The organism is Arthrobacter citreus, from assembly GCF_038405225.1.
Taxonomy (GTDB): Bacteria; Actinomycetota; Actinomycetes; order Actinomycetales; family Micrococcaceae; genus Arthrobacter_B; species Arthrobacter_B citreus_A.
This window is the reverse complement of sequence record NZ_CP151657.1, coordinates 884930-902891: the sequence shown is the minus strand read 5'-3', so window position 1 is coordinate 902891 and position 17962 is coordinate 884930. Positions and strand designations below refer to the sequence as shown.

The 17962-nt window shown below is 65.3% G+C and carries 19 protein-coding genes and 2 tRNA genes; 12 read left to right on the top strand and 9 right to left on the bottom strand.

The annotated features are described in order from the left end of the window. Positions 1–12: 12 nt before the first annotated feature. Positions 13–1017, bottom strand: a complete 1005-nt coding sequence (locus AAE021_RS04190) for an NAD-dependent epimerase/dehydratase family protein (protein WP_342024386.1) — start codon at positions 1015–1017, stop codon at positions 13–15. Positions 1018–1113: 96 nt separating this feature from the next. On the opposite strand from AAE021_RS04190, the gene AAE021_RS04185 reads away from it, so the two are divergent. Both AAE021_RS04185 and AAE021_RS04180 read left to right on the top strand, forming a co-directional pair. Continuing rightward, positions 1114–1884, top strand: coding sequence for a mechanosensitive ion channel family protein (locus tag AAE021_RS04185; RefSeq protein WP_342024385.1), 771 nt, complete (start codon positions 1114–1116; stop codon positions 1882–1884). Positions 1885–1919: 35 nt separating this feature from the next. Then, positions 1920–2369 carry a globin gene (locus AAE021_RS04180; RefSeq protein WP_425362467.1) on the top strand — a complete coding sequence of 150 codons (450 nt, stop codon included), beginning with the start codon at positions 1920–1922 and terminating at the stop codon, positions 2367–2369. 27 nt (positions 2370–2396) lie between these two features. Here the strand turns inward: AAE021_RS04180 and AAE021_RS04175 are convergent, their stop codons facing one another. Next, entirely contained in the window at positions 2397–3104 is a 708-nt protein-coding gene (locus AAE021_RS04175; protein WP_342024384.1) for a hypothetical protein, read from the bottom strand. Next, complete coding sequence (locus AAE021_RS04170) at positions 3101–3619, bottom strand: thioesterase family protein (RefSeq protein ID WP_342024383.1); 519 nt, start codon at positions 3617–3619, stop codon at positions 3101–3103. The genes AAE021_RS04175 and AAE021_RS04170 overlap by 4 nt, the downstream gene beginning before the upstream one ends. A 144-nt stretch (positions 3620–3763) precedes the next feature. Between AAE021_RS04170 and AAE021_RS04165 the strand changes: the two genes are divergently transcribed. Then, complete coding sequence (locus tag AAE021_RS04165; RefSeq protein WP_342024382.1) at positions 3764–4654, top strand: acyl-CoA thioesterase II; 891 nt, start codon at positions 3764–3766, stop codon at positions 4652–4654. A gap of 138 nt (positions 4655–4792) precedes the next feature. Here the strand turns inward: AAE021_RS04165 and ettA are convergent, their stop codons facing one another. The 4 genes from ettA to AAE021_RS04145 all read right to left on the bottom strand — a co-directional run bounded on the left by ettA (position 4793) and on the right by AAE021_RS04145 (position 7952). After that, positions 4793–6475, bottom strand: a complete 1683-nt coding sequence (ettA, locus tag AAE021_RS04160; RefSeq protein ID WP_342024381.1) for an energy-dependent translational throttle protein EttA — start codon at positions 6473–6475, stop codon at positions 4793–4795. 110 nt (positions 6476–6585) lie between these two features. Beyond that, positions 6586–7086 (bottom strand): DUF6993 domain-containing protein, encoded by a 501-nt coding sequence (locus AAE021_RS04155; protein ID WP_342024380.1) that lies wholly within the window; start codon positions 7084–7086, stop codon positions 6586–6588. Further along, a complete protein-coding gene (gene ssb / locus AAE021_RS04150; protein WP_342024379.1) occupies positions 7083–7649 on the bottom strand; it encodes a single-stranded DNA-binding protein in 567 nt (188 codons plus the stop codon). The genes AAE021_RS04155 and ssb overlap by 4 nt, the downstream gene beginning before the upstream one ends. 230 nt (positions 7650–7879) lie before the next feature. Further along, positions 7880–7952: transfer RNA gene (locus tag AAE021_RS04145), tRNA-Arg, on the bottom strand. Between the two features lie 239 nt (positions 7953–8191). Here AAE021_RS04145 and AAE021_RS04140 point away from each other — a divergent pair. From AAE021_RS04140 to AAE021_RS04120, 5 genes are all read left to right on the top strand, one after another. Next, positions 8192–9010, top strand: a complete 819-nt coding sequence (locus tag AAE021_RS04140; protein ID WP_342024378.1) for a DUF4397 domain-containing protein — start codon at positions 8192–8194, stop codon at positions 9008–9010. 206 nt (positions 9011–9216) lie between these two features. After that, complete coding sequence (locus AAE021_RS04135; RefSeq protein WP_342024377.1) at positions 9217–9939, top strand: class F sortase; 723 nt, start codon at positions 9217–9219, stop codon at positions 9937–9939. Positions 9940–10019: 80 nt separating this feature from the next. After that, the gene (locus AAE021_RS04130) at positions 10020–10589 is read left to right on the top strand and encodes an RNA polymerase sigma factor (RefSeq protein ID WP_342024376.1); all 570 of its coding nucleotides are present in this window, start codon (positions 10020–10022) and stop codon (positions 10587–10589) included. After that, entirely contained in the window at positions 10573–11382 is an 810-nt protein-coding gene (locus AAE021_RS04125; RefSeq protein ID WP_342024375.1) for an anti-sigma factor, read from the top strand. Before AAE021_RS04130 ends, AAE021_RS04125 begins: the two co-directional genes overlap by 17 nt. Next, positions 11383–12141: a M50 family metallopeptidase gene (locus AAE021_RS04120; RefSeq protein WP_342024374.1), complete on the top strand. Its 759-nt coding sequence runs from the start codon at positions 11383–11385 to the stop codon at positions 12139–12141. An 8-nt stretch (positions 12142–12149) separates the two neighbouring features. On the opposite strand, the gene AAE021_RS04115 is transcribed toward AAE021_RS04120, so the two are convergent. Next, on the bottom strand, positions 12150–12563 hold the full coding sequence (locus tag AAE021_RS04115) for a DUF3224 domain-containing protein (RefSeq protein WP_342024372.1): 414 nt from the start codon (positions 12561–12563) through the stop codon (positions 12150–12152). Between the two features lie 117 nt (positions 12564–12680). Between AAE021_RS04115 and AAE021_RS04110 the strand changes: the two genes are divergently transcribed. Continuing rightward, on the top strand, positions 12681–13949 hold the full coding sequence (locus AAE021_RS04110) for a glycosyltransferase 87 family protein (RefSeq protein ID WP_342024371.1): 1269 nt from the start codon (positions 12681–12683) through the stop codon (positions 13947–13949). Here the strand turns inward: AAE021_RS04110 and mptB are convergent. Beyond that, positions 13912–15450, bottom strand: a complete 1539-nt coding sequence (gene mptB, locus AAE021_RS04105; protein ID WP_342024370.1) for a polyprenol phosphomannose-dependent alpha 1,6 mannosyltransferase MptB — start codon at positions 15448–15450, stop codon at positions 13912–13914. The two genes, AAE021_RS04110 and mptB, sit on opposite strands and share 38 nt — an antisense overlap. A 552-nt stretch (positions 15451–16002) precedes the next feature. Here mptB and AAE021_RS04100 point away from each other — a divergent pair. From AAE021_RS04100 to AAE021_RS04090, 3 genes are all read left to right on the top strand, one after another. Next, positions 16003–17028, top strand: coding sequence for a hypothetical protein (locus AAE021_RS04100; protein WP_342024369.1), 1026 nt, complete (start codon positions 16003–16005; stop codon positions 17026–17028). 104 nt (positions 17029–17132) lie between these two features. Continuing rightward, on the top strand, positions 17133–17735 hold the full coding sequence (gene orn / locus AAE021_RS04095) for an oligoribonuclease (RefSeq protein ID WP_342024368.1): 603 nt from the start codon (positions 17133–17135) through the stop codon (positions 17733–17735). Positions 17736–17877: 142 nt separating this feature from the next. Next, positions 17878–17953: transfer RNA gene (locus AAE021_RS04090), tRNA-His, on the top strand. Positions 17954–17962 lie beyond the last annotated feature (9 nt).

Below are 17962 nucleotides of genomic sequence, written 5' to 3'. Positions count from 1 at the left end.
CGGGCCTCTTAATTACAGTGCGTCCAGTGCCTGCAGGAGGACAGTTTCCCGGGCCGCTGAGAGTCCGGCTTTCCGCTCACGGAACAGTCCGCGCTCCTGCTCGTCCTCCAGAACGTCGCGAACGGTCTGCTCCACCGGGCGGAGGCTAAGTCCGGCCGCCAGTGCCGCTGCGTTCGATCTCGTGGAAAATCCGTCGTAGCCTTCCTCCGGCAGCCACAGCGGCAGCGACTCGTTTCCGGCCCAGTACGCCACGCCCTGCTCATGGAGCCACTGCGGGTCCGCAGTACGGAAGCTCCCATGGAAGCCGGCCGCGTCCGCGGAAAGCGTCAGCAGCTCACCAAAGGGCACGGACGGGCCCATGACGTTGAAACTCCCTGCCCTGGCATCCTCGGCACCGCTGACCAGCCACAGCGCGAGGTCACGAACATCAATGGTTTGCGTCATCACTTCAGCGTTGGAAGGGATCAGCACCGGGCTGCGTTCCTGGGCCAGCCGCGCCGGCCAGTACCCGAAGCGGTCACTGTCATCCTCGGGTCCGGCGATCAGGCCCGGACGTGTCACCAGGACATTCGCGGGGCCAAGCTCCCTCACCAAATCCTCGCAGGCAACCTTCGCCTGGCCGTACTCGCTGTCCGCCGGATCCGGGTAAACACCGTGGACAGCTTCCAGCGGTCCCAGCAAACCCGCGCTTTCGTCCGCACCCGGGGTGTCATGCGCCGCATACACGGAAGCGCTGGACACGAAGGACCAGTAGCTGCTCCGACCGGCCAGCGCCTGAAGCGCCTCCCACACCTGCTGCGGCCTGCGGGCGACGTCGATCACTGCGTCCCAGGATCCGTCCAGGTCCTTATAGGCCTCCGGTCCGGCGTCGCGGTCTGCGGTCACGAAGGCCGCGCCGGTGACAGGCGGCCCGGATTCACCCCGGGCCAAACACGTGACGTCGTGGCCCCGGGCAACTGCCTGCCGGGCAACCTCACGGGAAAGAAAGACGGTTCCGCCAAGAATAAGGATGCGCATGTTGGGAGCCTATCCCGGTAGCCTTGTCTGTGCCCGCAGCTTGCTTTCCAACACGGCAGACAAGCTTCCCCAAACGAAAGGGACGGTATCCGTCCGTTGCTGACCGCTGCTGAAACTGACACGCCATCCATTCCGATCGAGGACTTTGACTGGTCCGGTCTGATCCAGGCCGGAATCATCATTGTTGTCGGCATCCTTGCCTGGACGGCAGCAAGATTCCTGATCAACCGCGTTGTCCAGCGGGCGCAGAAGGGCTACGCCCTCTTCAGCTCATCGAAGCTGAAATGGGCACAGCCCGTCATGCGGAACCTGGACAAGAAGCGCCGTGCCCAGCGTGCCGACACCATCGGCGCGCTCCTGCGCAGCGCCGTGAGCCTGTGTATCTGGACTGTGGTCATCATCATGGTGCTCGGAGCCGTTGGCTGGGACATCGCTCCGCTGATCGCCAGTGTGGGAATTGTCGGCATCACCCTCGGTTTCGGCGCCCGCGAGCTCATCCGCGACGCCCTGGCCGGATTCTTCATCACCATTGAAGACCAGTACGGCATCGGTGACGTGATTGAGGTTGGCGACACCATCGGAACTGTTCAGTCGGTTGGCATCCGGATCACCCGCATTGTCGATGACCGCGGGGTCATTTGGTACATCCGCAACGGCGAGCTGGCCAAGGTGGGAAACCGGTCCCAGGGCGACTTCCGCGAGCCCGCGGGGGAACCGGAGACTGCGCCCGCAGCCGCCGCCGACGCCGGTTCGACAGCTGCCGCTGCTGCTCCGGCTGCCGCGCCCGCCGCACCTGCCGCTGCACCGATTTCCAACTCCGCAGCTTCCACAAACTCCGCAGCGTCCACCAAGGGAGAATCACTGTGAGCACCCCGGCAACACCTTCCGAGAACCGGCCCCCGCTGCCTGTGTCCCCCGTGCCGCCGTCGGCGTCCCAGCTGCCCGTGTCCGGAAGGCCCGGATTTGCCCAGCCCGCCTACACCGAAAACTTTTACGAAGCAGTCGGCGGGCATAAGACATTCGTGAAACTGGTCGATGTCTTTTACGGCGGCGTCGCCGAGGACCCCCTCATGCGGCCCATGTATCCGGAGGAGGACCTCACCGACGCCAAGCAGCGGCTGCTGCTGTTCCTCGAGCAGTATTGGGGCGGCCCGCGGACGTACTCGGATCAGCGTGGACATCCGCGGCTTCGGATGCGGCACATGCCCTTCGCCGTCACCCCCCAGGCACGTGATGCCTGGCTTGGGCACATGCGCGACGCCGTTGATTCCCTGGGCCTGTCCCCGCTGCATGAGGCAACGCTGTGGGACTATCTGGAGCGTGCGGCCCACTCCATGGTCAACTCGGCCTAGCCGAAACTCCTGCTGAGAGAGGCCGGGTCAGAACCCCAGGACGGATGCCGAACGGACCAGCACATGCCCTCTGGGCATGCTGACACGGGTCCAGCGTCCGCAGCGGAAGGTTGCTGCGCTGGCCCCTGATTCACTGTCGTCGGAGGTGGGGAGGAAGCCAAGCGTCAGCGCGGCGAACGCCGCCCCGGCCGGTATGGCGGCTTCGGTGTCCGGCAGCCGCTGTCCCCAGACTGCTCCCCGGGCGGTGCTAACCACCGGTGCGCCTGAACTGGCCGGAACCAGCGCTGCCACTTCCCGGATTCCCCGGTGAGCTGCCTGCTCCAGCAGTTTGAAGGGAACATCGGCTCCGCGTTCCCAGCCGCTGCGGGGTGCGCCGACCCCCGTCCAGCTCTCGGTGACCGTCATGGGCGGCACCGGAAGCACGGTATCCGCTCCATCCATGCGGGCCAGCCGGTCAGCAATCGAGGCGAGGGACACCACGGTGTCCAGCTGTGCCGGCTGCGCCAGCGGCATGGTGCGCATTCCCAGGACCGTGGGTATATCCTCCCCGAGCGCACGCGGCCGGAGCACGCATACATAGGCAGCGAGCACGGAACCGACAGCCTGCAGCCGCACCGCGCCGTCGTCCGCCGCACGGGCGCGGATCACGAAAGTGCGCAGGTCTGCGGTGACCTGAGGGTCGGCCAGGACCAGCCCGGCCGGAACGGCGGGAAGCCCTTCGTGGGAGGCGGTCATCGGCTTGCTCCGCTCGGCTCGGCGGCAGCAGCCGGCGAGGTCTGCCCGGTGTTGGTGCTCCGGAACGGAACCGGCTCGCCCCGCCAGCTTTCCAGGACCCGGACCTGCAGGTCGGACAACGGCCGGGGACGGCCGCTCTGGTCGGCCATCACCACCGTGGCCTCTGCATAGGCGTAGACCCTGGTGCCGTCGTCGTCGGCTATGCGGAAGCCATAGGTCAGGCTGGAACTGCCGATGCCGGTGACCCAGATCTCCACCCAGACGGGCGTTTGCCGGTACACCAGCGGTGAGCGGTACTCGATTTCCTGGCGCGCCACGAGGGCCATCCCGGATTCCGCGGTCAGGGAACGGAAGTTCATCGCCGGATCCCCGGGACACAGCGACTCCCCCAAAGGCAAAAGACCGAGCCGCACGCGCGCCTCTTCCAGGAACTGGACAAAGCGCACGTTGTTCACGTGCCCGTTGGAATCCTCGTCGCCGAAGCGCAGCTGGATCGGAAAACGATTGATAGGCATGAGCCCATCCTCTCAAACCTGCGGGGCAACCGCGTAAACACCGGCTTGGGGGTTCCCCGCGGGTGCGTCTAATCTCGAAGAGGGGCCCGGCATGCCGCCAGCCCCTTCACTGCCCCTAAGTTTGTCCGAGGAGACTAATCCCCCATGGCCCTAGACGACGCCGTCGACCCCACCACATCACTGCAAAAACTGCTGAGCCTCAGCCCAGCGGACGGTGCGCAGACGGACGAGGACATCTTCGTGGGCGGCTCACAGCCGGAACCCCGGAAGCGCATCTTCGGCGGGCAGGTCCTGGGACAGTCCCTCGTTGCTGCCGCAAACACGGTGGAGCCCGGCCGGCTGATGCACTCCATGCACGGCTATTTCCTGCGTCCCGGTGACACTGAGATTCCCATCACCTTCGGTGTCCAGCGGCTGCGTGACGGCCGCTCCTTCTCGGCGCGCAGGACCCACGCCTATCAGAACGGCGTACCCATCCTGTCGATGATCGCCTCTTTCCAGGTGCCCGGCGAGGGCCTTGATCACCAGGTGGAGATGCCCGAGGGCATTCCCGATCCGGAGTCTCTGCCCACCACGGCGGAACTGCTCAAGGGCATCGACCATCCGGTGGCCAAAGCGTGGTCACACCAGCGGCCGATGGATATCCGTCATATCGAAAAACCCGTCTACTTTGAAGCCGGCCCCGACAAGGTGGCCCGCAACGCCGTCTGGATGAAGTCGTTTGGTCCGCTGCACGGGGACCAGAACCTGCAGCGCGCAGCCCTCGCCTACGCCAGCGACTACACCCTGCTCGAATCGGTGCTGCGGCGCCACGGGCTGGCGTGGTCCGCGCCCGGGATGTCCGTTGCCAGCCTGGACCATGCCATGTGGTGGCACCGCCCGCTCCGGGTGGACGAATGGCTGCTGTACGTGCAGGAGTCCCCCAGTGCCTCCGGCGCCCGCGGCCTGGCCAGCGGCCGCATTTTCAACCAGGCGGGGGAACTCGTCGCCACTGTCGCGCAGGAAGGCATGGTCCGGGTTCCGGACATGCCGTAGCGTTCCCGGCCCCTCCGGGATTTTCCGGTCCCGTCCCGCCGGACGCTCCCGGGCTTAAACCAAAGAACCCGCTCCGATGTACGGAGCGGGTTCTTTTGTCTGATGCTATGCCTGCTGCGGCCAGAGCCGCGGTACTTCCTAGTCGCGCGTCAGACGGCGGTGGGTCACGCGGTGCGGTTTGGCCGCATCCGGGCCCAGGCGCTCGATCTTGTTCTGCTCGTAGGCCTCGAAGTTGCCCTCGAACCAGTACCAGTTCGCCGGGTTCTCTTCGGTGCCCTCGTAGGCCAGGATGTGGGTGGACACCCGGTCCAGGAACCACCGGTCGTGAGAGACCACCACGGCGCAGCCGGGGAATTCCAGCAGCGCATTCTCCAGGCTGGAGAGGGTTTCCACGTCGAGGTCGTTAGTGGGCTCATCGAGCAGGAGCAGGTTTCCGCCCTGTTTGAGCGTCATCGCCAGGTTCAGGCGGTTGCGCTCACCACCGGAGAGCACACCGGCCTTCTTCTGCTGGTCCGGGCCCTTGAAGCCGAACGCCGAGACGTAGGCACGCGAAGGCATTTCGACCTGGCCGACCTGGATCCAGTCGTGCCCGTCGGACACAACCTCCCAGAGGCTCTTTTCCGGATCGATGCCGCCGCGGGACTGGTCAACGTAGGAGATCTTGACCGAATCGCCGATCTTCAGGTCACCGCCGTCGAGCTCTTCCAGGCCCACGATGGTCTTGAACAGCGTGGACTTACCCACACCGTTCGGACCGATCACGCCTACGATGCCGTTGCGCGGCAGGGAGAAGGACAGACCCTCGATGAGCTGGCGGTCGCCGAAGCCCTTTTGCAGGTCCTTGGCTTCCAGCACTAGGGAGCCCAGGCGCGGGCCCGGCGGAATCTGGATTTCTTCGAAGTCCAGCTTGCGGGTGCGGTCCGCCTCGGCGGCCATTTCCTCGTAGCGGGCCAGACGGGCCTTGGACTTGGTCTGGCGGCCCTTGGCGTTGGAACGGACCCAGTCCAGTTCCTCCGTCAGGCGCTTGGCCAGCTTCTGGTCCTTCTTGCCCTGGACCTCGAGACGGGCACGCTTCTTCTCCAGGTACGTGGAGTAGTTGCCTTCGTAGGGGTACAGGTGTCCGCGGTCCACTTCGGCGATCCACTGGGCCACGTGGTCCAGGAAGTACCGGTCGTGGGTCACGGCCAGAACGGCGCCGTGGTACGCGGACAGGTGCTGCTCGAGCCACAGAACGCTCTCGGCGTCCAAGTGGTTGGTGGGCTCATCGAGGAGCAGCAGGTCAGGCTTCTGCAGCAGCAGCTTGCACAATGCCACACGCCGGCGCTCACCACCGGAGAGCAGTGTTACGTCAGCCTCGGGCGGCGGGCAGCGCAGTGCGTCCATGGCCTGCTCGAGCTGGGAGTCGATATCCCAGGCATCAGCGGCGTCAATGGCTTCCTGCAGCTTGCCCATTTCCTCCAGCAGGCTGTCAAAGTCTGCGTCAGGCTCTGCCATAGCTTCTGAAATTTCGTTGAACCGCTGAATTTTTGCATAAATCTCGCCAACGCCCTCCTGGACGTTGCCGAGTACGGTCTTTTCCTCATTCAGCGGCGGTTCCTGGAGCAGGATGCCCACGGTGTAGCCGGCGCTGAGCCGGGCCTCACCGTTGGACGGGGTATCCAGTCCGGCCATGATCTTGAGGATGGTGGACTTACCCGCACCGTTGGGACCCACCACGCCGATCTTGGCACCGGGGTAGAAGGACATGCTTACGTCGTCGAGGATAACTTTGTCGCCAACGGCCTTGCGGGCCTTGGTCATCGTGTAGATAAATTCCGCCATACTCCCAAGGCTAGTGCGTCAACCGGGATAAGTGCCATTTGGCCCGGATTCGCTGACTCCCGCCACCCCGGCCCTGCCGCGCGGCGAAGCTCAATTCATGGCCCGGAAGCCTATCGCTGGTCCCCCACGAAGCAGTAGCCCGAATCCAGCTTGGGAAGGGCCGTCACCGAAACCTGTCCCTCGCGCACCTCGCCGAAGAGGCACGTGTCACCGTTCATGGCTGCGCCGCGAATCGAATCGACGGCCAGGCCCGTGGGGGTTTGGTCCAGGGAAACTTCCACGGAATCTGCCGGGAACCCTGCATCGGCGAAGGCTTTCCGCACCTCATCCCGGTTGGGACTCGGTTTTGTTGCGGCGAGCGCGGTCAGTGCAGCGGTCAGTCCGTCACCCGTCACCTCCGATGCCAGCGGAAGCGCCGGCTGGGCCGGAAGCACCGACGCCGCGGACAATCCCGGAGCAGCAGCTTCGCGGAGTCCGACAGCTGCGGCGGACTCCGACGTCATGCCCGGGCTTGCCGGAACCGCTGCCGGGGCAAGAATCGCCGCGGTTCCAGCCACCAGAACGGTCAGGGTCAGCAGTGGGAGCCGGCGGCTGTGCGGTGTGCGAATCATCCGCCCATTGTGCCATGCCCCCGCCCGGATACTTCGGCGGCGGCAGCTGCGGCAAAGGGATCGTCCGGACCGTCATCAGTGCCGCCACCCGTTTCCCCGCCGGTCCCCGTGCCCACGAGCTCTCCGGTCTCCACATCCAAATCCGCCGGCAGATCGTCAGTTCCGGGTTCTTCCTGGCCGGAGGCGCCGGCCCCGGCGCGGTCCTGGACGTTACGCCGGTAACTGGCAGTGCCCCACATCAGATCGTGTCCGATGCTCTCCGCGTCTACGTCAACGGACGTGCCGCTGCGGCCGTCGTCCAAGGCCCACTGCCGTACTTTGAGCCGTCCGGTCACTATGACGCGGTCCCCCTTATGCACACTGAAGGCGGCGTTGGTGGCCAGCTGCCGAAACAGGCTGACGGAATACCAGTTTGTCTGCCCGTCCACCCAGCTGCCGGCTTCCCGGTCATAGCGGCGCTCCGTGGTGCACATCCGAAAATTCGCGATGGCGAGCCCGCTGTCGGCCGTGGTGCTCCGCACTTCCGTGGCTACATAGCCCCGGAGAGTAATGGTGTCGCTCATGTTGTTCCCTGCCTGCCTTTGAGAGATTCCCGTGATCTATCCGTATCCGCCGATTTCTGCGCGGCAGGAGAAAGTCTGGTGTCACCGGGCCGGGAGGCGGAGAGTGCCGGCGGAGAATGTGGACGGCCGGCTGTGTTTCAGGGGCTGTGGAGGGCCGGAGTTAAACGAAAAAGACCGGCCTCCCCGCCCACAGCGATTAATGCTGCGGGCAAGGAGGTCGGTCATTCATGTGCCCCCGGCAGGATTCGAACCTGCGACCAAGAGATTAGAAGGCTCCTGCTCTATCCCCTGAGCTACGGAGGCGACCTGTCGATAATACTACGCAGCGGGTCCCACTCCCCGACGCGCCGCCGGCCGGACCCTCACTCCACATATTGCCGATCCTTCATTTGCGCTGCGGATCCCTTATCTCAGCAATTTTCCAAATATTTTCACAGAGCCTGCATCCAAACCCGGACGCGCGGAAGTAGAGGGGTTGTAAGCAACACCACATGTTCCACATCTTCGCTAACCGGTGGAGATGCGACCAGCAAGGAGACACCATGCGCAAGACCGTCACCGCCCTCGCAGCAGCTGCAGGCCTGACCGCCGGAATCGGGTTCCTGACTCCGGCTGCAGCCGCTGACACGGCCCAGCTCTCCGTCCTGCACGCAGTCCCTGACACCACAGTGGATGTTTACGTCAACGGGGCACTGACCCTGGACGACTTCACCCCCGGAACGCTTGCCGGGCCGCTTGACCTCCCCGCGGGAAGTTACGATCTCGCGATCACCGCTCCGGACGCCGCGGATGCTTCCGCGCCGATCATCGGGCCGGTCACGGTCGAAATGGCTGCAGGAGGCAACTACACCGCCGTAGCCAATCTGGATGCCACGGGCGCGCCAACAGCAAACTTCTACACGAACGACCTTTCAACCGTGGCTCCGGGGAAGTCGCACCTCACGGTCCGGCACACCGCGGCAGCCCCCGCCGTCGACGTCCTGGCCGGCGGAACCCCAGTCATCAGCGGTTTGGAGAACCCGGGTGAGGAGACGCTGGCAGTTGACGCCGGCACCATCTCAGCTTCCGTGGCAGCGGCCGGAACCACCGAGCCTGTCATTGGCCCGGCCGACCTCACCCTCGCGGAAGGCACCCACACCTTCGTTTACGCCTGGGGCTCGCTGGAAGACGGAAACCTGGCCCTGGCAACCCAGACCATTGGGGGCATGGAATCAGCCCCGAATGCAGTGCCCGGTGCGTTGGCCTCGTCAAACGAGGGCAACGGGCAGGTACTCGCAGCAGGTGCCGGCCTTGCGGTCCTGCTTCTCGCCGGAACCGCAGTAGTGGTTCGCCGCAACAGTGCGGCAGCGGCCCGCCGGTAGGTTATTCCGGCACCGACGCGGCAGGTTCTCCCGGAACCATCCGTGACGGTAACGGGGCCAGCGGCCGGGACTCTTCCCGGCGGCTGGCCCCGCTTCCCGCTTTACCTGTCCCACTGCTTCACCTGACCCGCTGCTTTATCTGCCCCCACTGCTTCATCTGTTTCACCGCTTCTCCTGTAACTGCAGCAAAACGAAAGGCCGTCCGTATGCCCCGCACCACCTCCATCCGCCGCCTGTTGACCGGTGCTGCCCTGGCGGGAGCATTGGCCGCCGGTAGTGCCGCCTGCGGGATGGAAGCCGGGAACGGGCCGGCCTCCACCGGATCCGGCACTGCGACGGCGACGGTCACCCCCTCGGCGCCTGCCCAGGGTGCCGAGGCCTCACCGGGGGCCCAAACCCCGGCACCAGCCCAGACCCCGGCCCAAATTCCGGGTCCCGCCGCTGTCCAGATCCGCCCCGCCGTTCCGGAGCCGGAGGTAACCATCCCGCGGCCGGTGCGGGTCCAGGTGGAAGGAACAGGGATTGACCTTGAAGTGATTCCGGGAGGAGTTGAGGAAAACGGGGCCATGGCCCTGCCGGACAACCATTACCAAGCCGCCTGGTACCGCTATGGTCCGGCCCCCGGCGCGGACGAAGGCTCAAGCGTGCTGGCCGCCCATGTGGACTCGCGCACCGAGCAGCTGCCAATAGCCGGGTTGAAGGACGTGGCCGAGGGAACCATCCTGACGGTGACCCGGGAAGACGGATCAGTGCTGCGCTATGCAACGGAGGGAGTCGAAAACATCGCGAAGAGGAGCCTGGACGGGCACCGCCTTTTTGACCGCACCGGCGAGCCGCGTCTCAAACTGGTTACCTGCGGCGGAGAATGGCTGGAGGCACAGGATGACTATGAAGATAACGTCGTCCTGACAGCGGCACCGCTATCATAGGGAAAACTGCCGACCCGGTGGGCCGGCCGGACGGCCGCCCCACACAGGGCCGGCTTCCCGAGATCAGGAGACCGCACCCGATGCCAGCCGGTTCCGTGGAGCAGGACACGGCCCTTGACCGTGCCTTCGCTTCGGGCAGCGAAACTGCGCTCGCCGAGGCATACCGCCGGTTTGCTCCCCTGATCCGTTCACTGGCACTCAGGCGCCTTTTCGACTCCGCCGCCGCAGACGACGTGGTGCAGGAAGTCTTCATCCGGGCCTGGAAATACCGGGCGAGCTACTCCCCCGAACAGTCGGGGCTCCTGTCCTGGCTGGTCGGCATTACCCGCAATGTCGCCACCGGGATGGGCACCTCCCGGGGCCGCGAAGTCAGCGTCTGGGAAACCGAGGCCTCCCAGCGCCGGGATGAGGTGGACGACGGCGCCGGGAACCCCGACCGGGTTGCCGACAAGGTGGTCATCGAAGCTGAACTTGACCGGCTTGGTGAGCCGCAGGGTTCAATCCTCCGGCTGGCCTTCCACGAGGACCTGACCCACCAGCAAATCGCCGACCGGCTCGAAATGCCGCTGGGAACCGTTAAGAGCCATATACGCCGAAGCCTCGTACACCTGAGGCAAAGATTGGAGGTCAGTGATGCAGCACCTGCATGATGACGCGCTCACCCTCCTGGCGTTAGGCGAAACTGCCACTGATGAAGAAGCGTCCCATTTACAGGACTGCCCCCGCTGCCGAGCCGATCTGGGTTCATTTTCCCGGGTCGTCACTGCGGCAAGGCGTGCCGGAACCGTGGAGAACGACGACGGCGGGGTGCCGGACGGCTCAGCTGCGGTCGTCAGCGGTCCCGGGGAGCCGCTGCAGGCCCCGGATTCCTCCGTGTGGGCCGGCATTCACCGTGAACTGAACCTCAGCGAAGACCTTCGGCAGGACCCGCTGTCCTCCGACGCTCACGGCGCGTCCCCGGTCTCTCCCCCGGCCGGAGCTTCGGTGACGTCACTGGCTGCTGCCCGCCGGAGGAGAACCGGAACCTGGCTCGCCGCTGCGGCAGCCGCCGTCGTCGTCGCCGGAGCAGGTGTTTGGGGCGCAGTGAGCGCGGTGGACCCGGCCCCGGGTCCGGAAGTGGTTGCTTCGGCGGAGCTGGCACCCCTGGCCTCGTATTCGGATACCGGAAGCGCGGTCATCGACCGGCTGCCGGACGGCCGGCGTGAACTGGTGGTGACCTCCAGCAGTGATTCAGCCCAGGGCTACCGGGAGGTGTGGCTCCTCGCACCGGATGCGGCATCCATGGTCAGCCTCGGGACGATGGAAGGCACCGAGGCCTCCTTCGAGCTGCCCGCGGACCTCGACCTGAGCCAGTACCCGGTAGTGGATATTTCGGACGAACCCTACGACGGCGATCCTGCGCACTCGGGCGATTCGATCCTGCGCGGCCAGTTGGACATCTAGTTGGGCACTTCCTTCTTGGACGTCGCAGGCCAGTGGTGGGACCGGGTGATGGAAGGCTTTACGCGCGGCACTCCCCTGGAGGTGGCGCCGCAGGTCCTGCTGCTGATAGCCGCGGCGGCCGCAGCGCTCACCATTCCCCGGCCGGTGTGGCGGTGGTTCGGACTGTTTGTCACTTTTGTCCACGAGCTCGGACATGCCTTTGCCGCCCTGATGACCGGGCAGGTGGTGAAGGGTATCCAGCTGAGGTTCGATCATTCCGGACAGATGCGCAGCATGGGACACAGCCGGTTTGCCGCCGCGTGGACGGGCTTCTGGGGCTACCCCGTTCCCGCCGTCACGGGCGCTGTCCTGGTGTGGGCTGCTTTTTCCGGCTGGGCCGGCTTCGCGTTGTCCGCCGGGGCGCTGGTCCTGCTCGCGGCACTGCTGTTCATCCGCAATGCGCAGGGGTTCCTGATCGCCTTCAGCTGCGCGGCGGTCTCGGTGCTGCTGGTGTGGTTTGCTTCGCCCTTGGCCGTTTCGTGCATCACGCTGGCGGTGGGGATGGCGCTGCTGGCCGGCTCGGTCCGGGACTGGCTGAATGTCCTCAGCGTCCACACCCGGCGCCGGCGGTCCCTGCAAAGCTCGGACGCGTACATCCTGTACCAGCGCACCGGTGTTCCGTCAGCGGTCTGGCTGGTGGCCTTTGCCGCGGTTATCGCCTTGTCGGCGGCCGGTGCCCTCTGGTGGGCCCGCCCCGCCGTCGGTGCCTGGGGGACCTGACCCGGCGATTACTCTTCGGGCAGTGTCACACGCAGCTCGAGCCGGTGCTGGCCATCGGGTTCCTGGGTGAAGATCGCCTTGCCGGAGATTCCCGCCAGTCCGTCCGTGCCGGAACCGGGAATGATGTGGCCTGAGCTGGCGGTGGCGGTGCCTTCGGCCACTCCCCAGTGCTGAATGACCATGGTGCCTTCACGCCCGTTGATTGAGCCGGCAAACACCTCGGAGCAGACGTACCCGGCACCGACGGCGTTTCCGGCCATGATGAGGTCTGCGACACTGGTGCCGACAATGTCCCCTTCGAAGATTTTCACTGCCCGGACTGTGGAGAGTTCACTGTTGGTTCCTTCAACCTGATAAGGCGTGGGTTCCCATTCCGAGACATCAAAATCGGCCGTGATTACGTGTTCTGTTCCGTCGGTCATTCCTCCAGTATCCCGTGTCCAACGACGGATTGCATGCCGCGGCACGGCCGCCGGTAGCCTTATCGCTGTGTCCGAACAGGGCACGGCACCTGCATCACCTAAGGAGAACCACCCGGAATGTCGCAGAAACTGGCCCCTTTGCAGGAGCGCTTCATGCGCCGGAAATCGTTATGGATTTGCTTCGCTCTGGTCCATCTGGTGTTCTTTGCGGCGTTGTCGTCGCTCATTTTTTCCGGCGGGGTTCTCAGCGACATCAATATCTACCGGCAGTGGGCTTTCCAGGGGATCAATGACGGCGTCTGGCAGGGCATCAGCACTGACTGGGTCTACCCCATCGGCGCCCTGCTTCCCATGCTTCTGGCCGCAGTGCTGGGGTGGGGGCCGTACCAGCTCATCTGGTTCCTTCTCTTTACGGCCCTGAACGCCGCTGCCGTGGCTGTCATCAGCAAGCCGGGAACGCCCCCGCGCTATGCGTCCGCCTACTGGTGGCTGCTCGCCACCGGGCTGCTGGGTCCGGTGGCCGTGGGCCGGATCGACGGACTCACCGCACCGCTGGTCATCATTGCCCTGCTGCTGCTGGCCAGCCGTCCCGTCATCGCGTCGGCGCTGCTGGCGTTCGCCACCTGGATGAAGGTCTGGCCGGCCGCGGTTATTCTGGCGGTCCTGGTCACCTGGCGCCGGCGCGGAACTCTGGTGCTGACCGGCGCCGCGGTATCCCTGGTAATGGCCGGAATCGTCATCGCCGGCGGCGGCCTGTCCCATCTGCTGTCCTTCGTCGGAGCGCAGGGGGCACGCGGAATGCAGATGGAGGCTCCGTTCACCACTCCGGGGCTGTGGCAGGCGATCCTGGGCGGGTCCGATGCCTTCATTTACGAGGACAAGCTCATCAACACCCGTGAGGTCCGCGGCGCCCTGGGGGAACCGGTGGCCGCGCTCATGATGCCGCTGCTGGCGCTGGCGGCCCTCGCCGTCGTCGTCCTGCTGTTCTGGGCCATGCGCCGCGGCGCCGACGCCGGCCAGCTGCTGATTGCGGGCTCGCTGGCGCTGGTGGCGGCGTTTATCGTCTTCAACAAGGTGGGCTCGCCGCAGTTCATGCTGTGGCTCGGAGCGGTGGTGGCCGTTGGCGTTGCCTGGGAAGGCCGCAGCTGGCGGGTCCCCGCCGTCCTGATGCTGGTCATTGCTTCGCTGACCACGCTGGTTTACCCCATGTTCTACGCAGCTCTGTACAACGACCTGAACGTGGTTGTTGCGCTGCTGCTCACGGTCCGCAATATCCTGCTCCTGGTCCTGTTCGGCTGGTCCCTGCTGAGGATCGTGCGTCTGACAAAGGCGGGCGGAAGCGGCCGGGTCACCGCTTCCGGAGTTCGCCCGGAGTCGGCTCCGTAAGCTTTTTCCGGAACAGGACCTTCGTTTTGGGGTCCAGGAAAATCAGGTACAGCGCAAAGCCCAGTGCCGTCACGGCAGCAATCTGCCGGGCGGCGCTGAGGCTGAAGTCGAAGTAGGGCCAGATATCGAGCTGGTCACTGATGGCGTAGACCATGAAGAACGACACCAGCAGGTACAGCGTCTTGACCTGCCAGTCGTTGCGGATCCCGGTCACGGCAAACAGCGGAATCAGCCACACCACGTACCAGGACTGGATCATCGGCGCCAGGAGCACGACGGCGGCGAACGCCAGGGCCAGGCGGCGCACCAGCCTGCTGTACTCGCCCACGAACATCTGCCAGAACACGATGATGATCGAGGCCACGCGGCCCAGCGTGTGCACGATGTCCGCAAACGTCCAGCCGGGAAGGCCCAGGGCGTTGCCCAGCGTGGCGACGAGCATACCGAGGAACCCGATGGGCGCGTACCAGATCCAGACGCTGCCCGGGGTGCTCAGCGCGCCCACCCAGCCGAAGCCAAATCCGTTGATGACGCCCATGATCCACAGCAGGCCCAGGGAAATGCCGGCCGTCATGAACCAGTAGAGGAACTTGCGCCGCCAGGATGCTCCCTTGCCGGCCCACAGGAGGCCCACGAAGGGCAGCAGAATCAGCGTGATCGGCTTGATCCCGACCGAGAGCGTGATCAGCAGGATCCCCGGAATGGCGCGCTTGGTGGCCGCCAGGTACAGGCCGGCCAAAGCCAGTCCGATCATCAGCGCGTCATTGTGGATGCTGGCGATGAAGGTGGTCAGGAACAGCGGGTTGGCTGCAGTGAGCCACAGGGCACGGTTGGGGTTGATGTTGTGCAGTTCCGCGAGCTTGGGCACGTAGTAGACGCACAGTGCAACGCCGATCAGGGAGATCAGGCGGAAGAGCAGGATGGAGTATTCGGGCTGGCCGTCGGTGACCCTGATGACCAGTTCCTCGAGCCACAGGAACACCGGGCCGTAGGGGGTTGGGCTCTGCGCCCAGAGATCGTCGGCGCCAATCTGCAGATAGTTGGAGATCTGCGAATAGCCGTCCTTATACGGATTCAGCCCGCTGACCATGACCAGTCCCTGCGCGATGTACGCGAAAACGTCACGGCTGAAGAGCGGCAGGGCAACGCACATGGGGGCGCCCCAGGCAATGACGGCCTTCAGCACCACCGGCCGGCTTTCCGGTCCCCAGGAAGTGATGCGCTGGCCAAGCCGCAGCCAGGAACGAACCAAAAGCATTCCGCCCAGCGCCAGCAGGAAGACGGAGAGCACGGAGCCCTCCGGTTCAAAGCGCAGCCACATGATGACCGGGTTGCGGCGAAGATCATAGGAAGCCAGCGACAGCCAGCCGACACCAAGGGAACCCGCGAGCATCATGAGGGAACCAACGAGCCCCTGGATAATCGCGACGTTGGGGTTGTGGGCTTTCGCCGTTTCCGTGTCCGGAGGCGAAGGCTCGGTCGCGGGGACCTGGGCGGCCATCTGCGTGGTTCCAATCTTTGGGTTCGTACAAATTGCCCAACGGCGTGGCGGCACGGGCCGGATTCACGGCGCAGGCCGGATTTCACGAGCTGCGGCACGCAGCGGCAACGACCGTCAGTTAGCCCAAATATTAGCATCGAGGGACCTGCATGGCCGGGACGGCCGCGGCACGGCAGTGACGCGCCTGAAGCGGAACACGGCTATGCGGGGCGCGTCACATAGACTGAAATCCGTTTGGATCATCAAGGCAAGGCGGTATTGGCTGTGGGGCGCCACCGGGCAGACAGTGAAGACAGACAACGGCACGACGACGGGCCGCGCATTCCAGCGCCCGAACCGGTGCCCGGGGAGGGCACTATTGCCCGTGTGGCTGCTCAAGGGGCGGCTGCATCGGCTCAAGACACGGCCGAACCGGCTCAAGGCACCGCTGCGTCGTCGCCGGCCGACGGCGGAGCACAGGCCGACGGCGGTGCACAGCTGCGCCCGCGCCGCACTTCCAGCCGAAGCACGCGGACTGCACCCGTCAGGACCGCATCGCCTGCCAGGACCGCATTGCCGCAATCCGTCCGGAGGAACCACGACCTGCTCGGTTGGGGGGTTTTCCTCGCTCTCACGTCCGCCGCAGCCATGATGTGGGCCGGCATTGACTGGAAAGTAACTGCGGTCTGCGGGTTCCTTCTCCTGCTGTCCTTCAGTGCCGTCTGGTATGTGTCCTCCACTCCCCCTGCCGCTCCGGCTGCGCCCCCCGCCGCTCCGGTGGACGAAGCTGCGCTGGCAAAGGAAACTGCGGCGCCGAAGGTAGCTGTGGCGAAACCGGCTAAGAACCATCAGTCGGCCATGGCTGCGGCTGAGGAAACCACCCGCGCCAAGGCTGCCAACGCTAAGGAGCCGGTGCCCGTTCCGGCGGCAGCTGCCCCGGCGGCTTCCCAGGCGGCCGCCGCCGAAGCCCCGCTGACCCGCAAGCAGATGCGCGCCGCCGACCCCACAACCGGAGTGATGCCGGTGGTCTCGGTTTTCGCCCGCAAACCGGCTTCCGGCCCCGCAACGTCACCGGCCCGGAGCAGCTCATCCCCGGCGGATCCCGCGGTTCCGGCGGCTCCGGCCGGTGCTGTCCTGCAGGGTATCGACACCGGTGCAGCTGTCACTGACAGCCGTCGGGCACGACGCGCCGCAGCTGCTGCCGCTGCCGCATCCACCAAAAAGAAGAACGCCGGGAAGGCCGCGGCGGGAGCCGCGCCTGCCGCGCCCGCTTCGGATGCGGGTCCGCAATCCGTTCCCGGTCCCTCAACCAATGCACCGGCCGACGCATCACCCGATGAACCAGGCGATGTACCAGCTGACGCACCAGCAGACGCCACGGCAGCCGCTGACGCTGCTTCCGCAGCCACTGCCGCCACAGGCAACGCCGCCACAGACACTGCCGCCACGGCCGAAAACAGCGACGGCGAAAGCCGGTGGACGCGGGTCTTCGGGCCGCCCGAGACCGGCCAGCTTCCGGTCCAGCGCTACGTTGCCGCAGCATCCGCCGTCGACACCTCCGGCACGGAACGCCAACAGCGCAGCCACTCCAGCCTCTGAGCCGCTCCGAACCGTTTCCTCCCGGCCCCACTCCCCCGGACCCGTTTCCCCGGCCCCGATCCCACGCTGCCGTGCCTCCCGGAGCAGCGCGGTACATTGGTTCTGTGCCAATAACTAATGAACGCATTGTCTGGATTGACTGTGAAATGACCGGCCTGGACATCAAGGATGACGCCCTGATCGAAGTGGCCGTCCTGGTGACCGACTCCGAGCTGAACATCCTGGGAGACGGGGTGGACGTGGTGATCCGCCCCGATGACGCAGCCCTGGCCCAAATGGGTGACTTTGTGCGGAACATGCACACGACATCCAAGCTCCTGGACGAACTGCCCAACGGCATGTCCATGGCGGAGGCCGAAGCGCAGGTCATCGAATACATCACCAAATGGGTCCCGGAGCCCAAGAAGGCCCAGCTGGCCGGCAACTCCGTGGGCACCGACAAAATGTTCCTGGCCCGGGACATGCCCGAGGTGATCGATTACCTGCATTACCGGATCATCGACGTATCCACCATCAAGGAACTGGCACGCCGCTGGTACCCCCGCGCGTACTTCCAGGCGCCGGCGAAGACCGGAAACCACCGCGCGCTCGGCGACATCGTGGATTCCATCAACGAGCTGCGCTACTACCGGGAGGCCATTTTTGTCCCGGCTCCGGGCCCGGATTCCGCCACGGCAAAGAACATCGCCCAGGGCATGAAGGGTTAGCTCGGTCACATTTGGGGTGCTCCAACCGAAGTTGGTCAGGGCCACCCGAAAAACCGTGTAAGCTTGATTCCGCTGCCTCAGATAAATGAGTTCGCAAAGACCACTCGCCTGGACTTTGCGAATATGTTATCCGAGGCACATGGTGGGTATAGCTCAGTTGGCAGAGCGCCTGGTTGTGGTCCAGGAGGTCGCGGGTTCAACCCCCGTTACTCACCCCAATGAGGTTG

Excerpts from the sequence above, each read along its gene's own strand:
- ettA (WP_342024381.1), bottom strand. The coding sequence starts at position 6,475 with ATGGCGGAATTTATCTACACGATGACCAAGGCCCGCAAGGCCGTTGGC.
- AAE021_RS04170 (WP_342024383.1), bottom strand. The coding sequence starts at position 3,619 with ATGCCTATCAATCGTTTTCCGATCCAGCTGCGCTTCGGCGACGAGGAT.
- AAE021_RS04190 (WP_342024386.1), bottom strand. The coding sequence starts at position 1,017 with ATGCGCATCCTTATTCTTGGCGGAACCGTCTTTCTTTCCCGTGAGGTT.
- AAE021_RS04155 (WP_342024380.1), bottom strand. The coding sequence starts at position 7,086 with ATGATTCGCACACCGCACAGCCGCCGGCTCCCACTGCTGACCCTGACC.
- AAE021_RS04125 (WP_342024375.1), top strand. The coding sequence starts at position 10,573 with ATGCAGCACCTGCATGATGACGCGCTCACCCTCCTGGCGTTAGGCGAA.
- AAE021_RS04135 (WP_342024377.1), top strand. The coding sequence starts at position 9,217 with ATGCCCCGCACCACCTCCATCCGCCGCCTGTTGACCGGTGCTGCCCTG.
- AAE021_RS04140 (WP_342024378.1), top strand. The coding sequence starts at position 8,192 with ATGCGCAAGACCGTCACCGCCCTCGCAGCAGCTGCAGGCCTGACCGCC.
- mptB (WP_342024370.1), bottom strand. The coding sequence starts at position 15,450 with ATGGCCGCCCAGGTCCCCGCGACCGAGCCTTCGCCTCCGGACACGGAA.
- AAE021_RS04175 (WP_342024384.1), bottom strand. The coding sequence starts at position 3,104 with ATGACCGCCTCCCACGAAGGGCTTCCCGCCGTTCCGGCCGGGCTGGTC.
- AAE021_RS04115 (WP_342024372.1), bottom strand. The coding sequence starts at position 12,563 with ATGACCGACGGAACAGAACACGTAATCACGGCCGATTTTGATGTCTCG.
- ssb (WP_342024379.1), bottom strand. The coding sequence starts at position 7,649 with ATGAGCGACACCATTACTCTCCGGGGCTATGTAGCCACGGAAGTGCGG.
- AAE021_RS04130 (WP_342024376.1), top strand. The coding sequence starts at position 10,020 with ATGCCAGCCGGTTCCGTGGAGCAGGACACGGCCCTTGACCGTGCCTTC.
- AAE021_RS04165 (WP_342024382.1), top strand. The coding sequence starts at position 3,764 with ATGGCCCTAGACGACGCCGTCGACCCCACCACATCACTGCAAAAACTG.
- AAE021_RS04110 (WP_342024371.1), top strand. The coding sequence starts at position 12,681 with ATGTCGCAGAAACTGGCCCCTTTGCAGGAGCGCTTCATGCGCCGGAAA.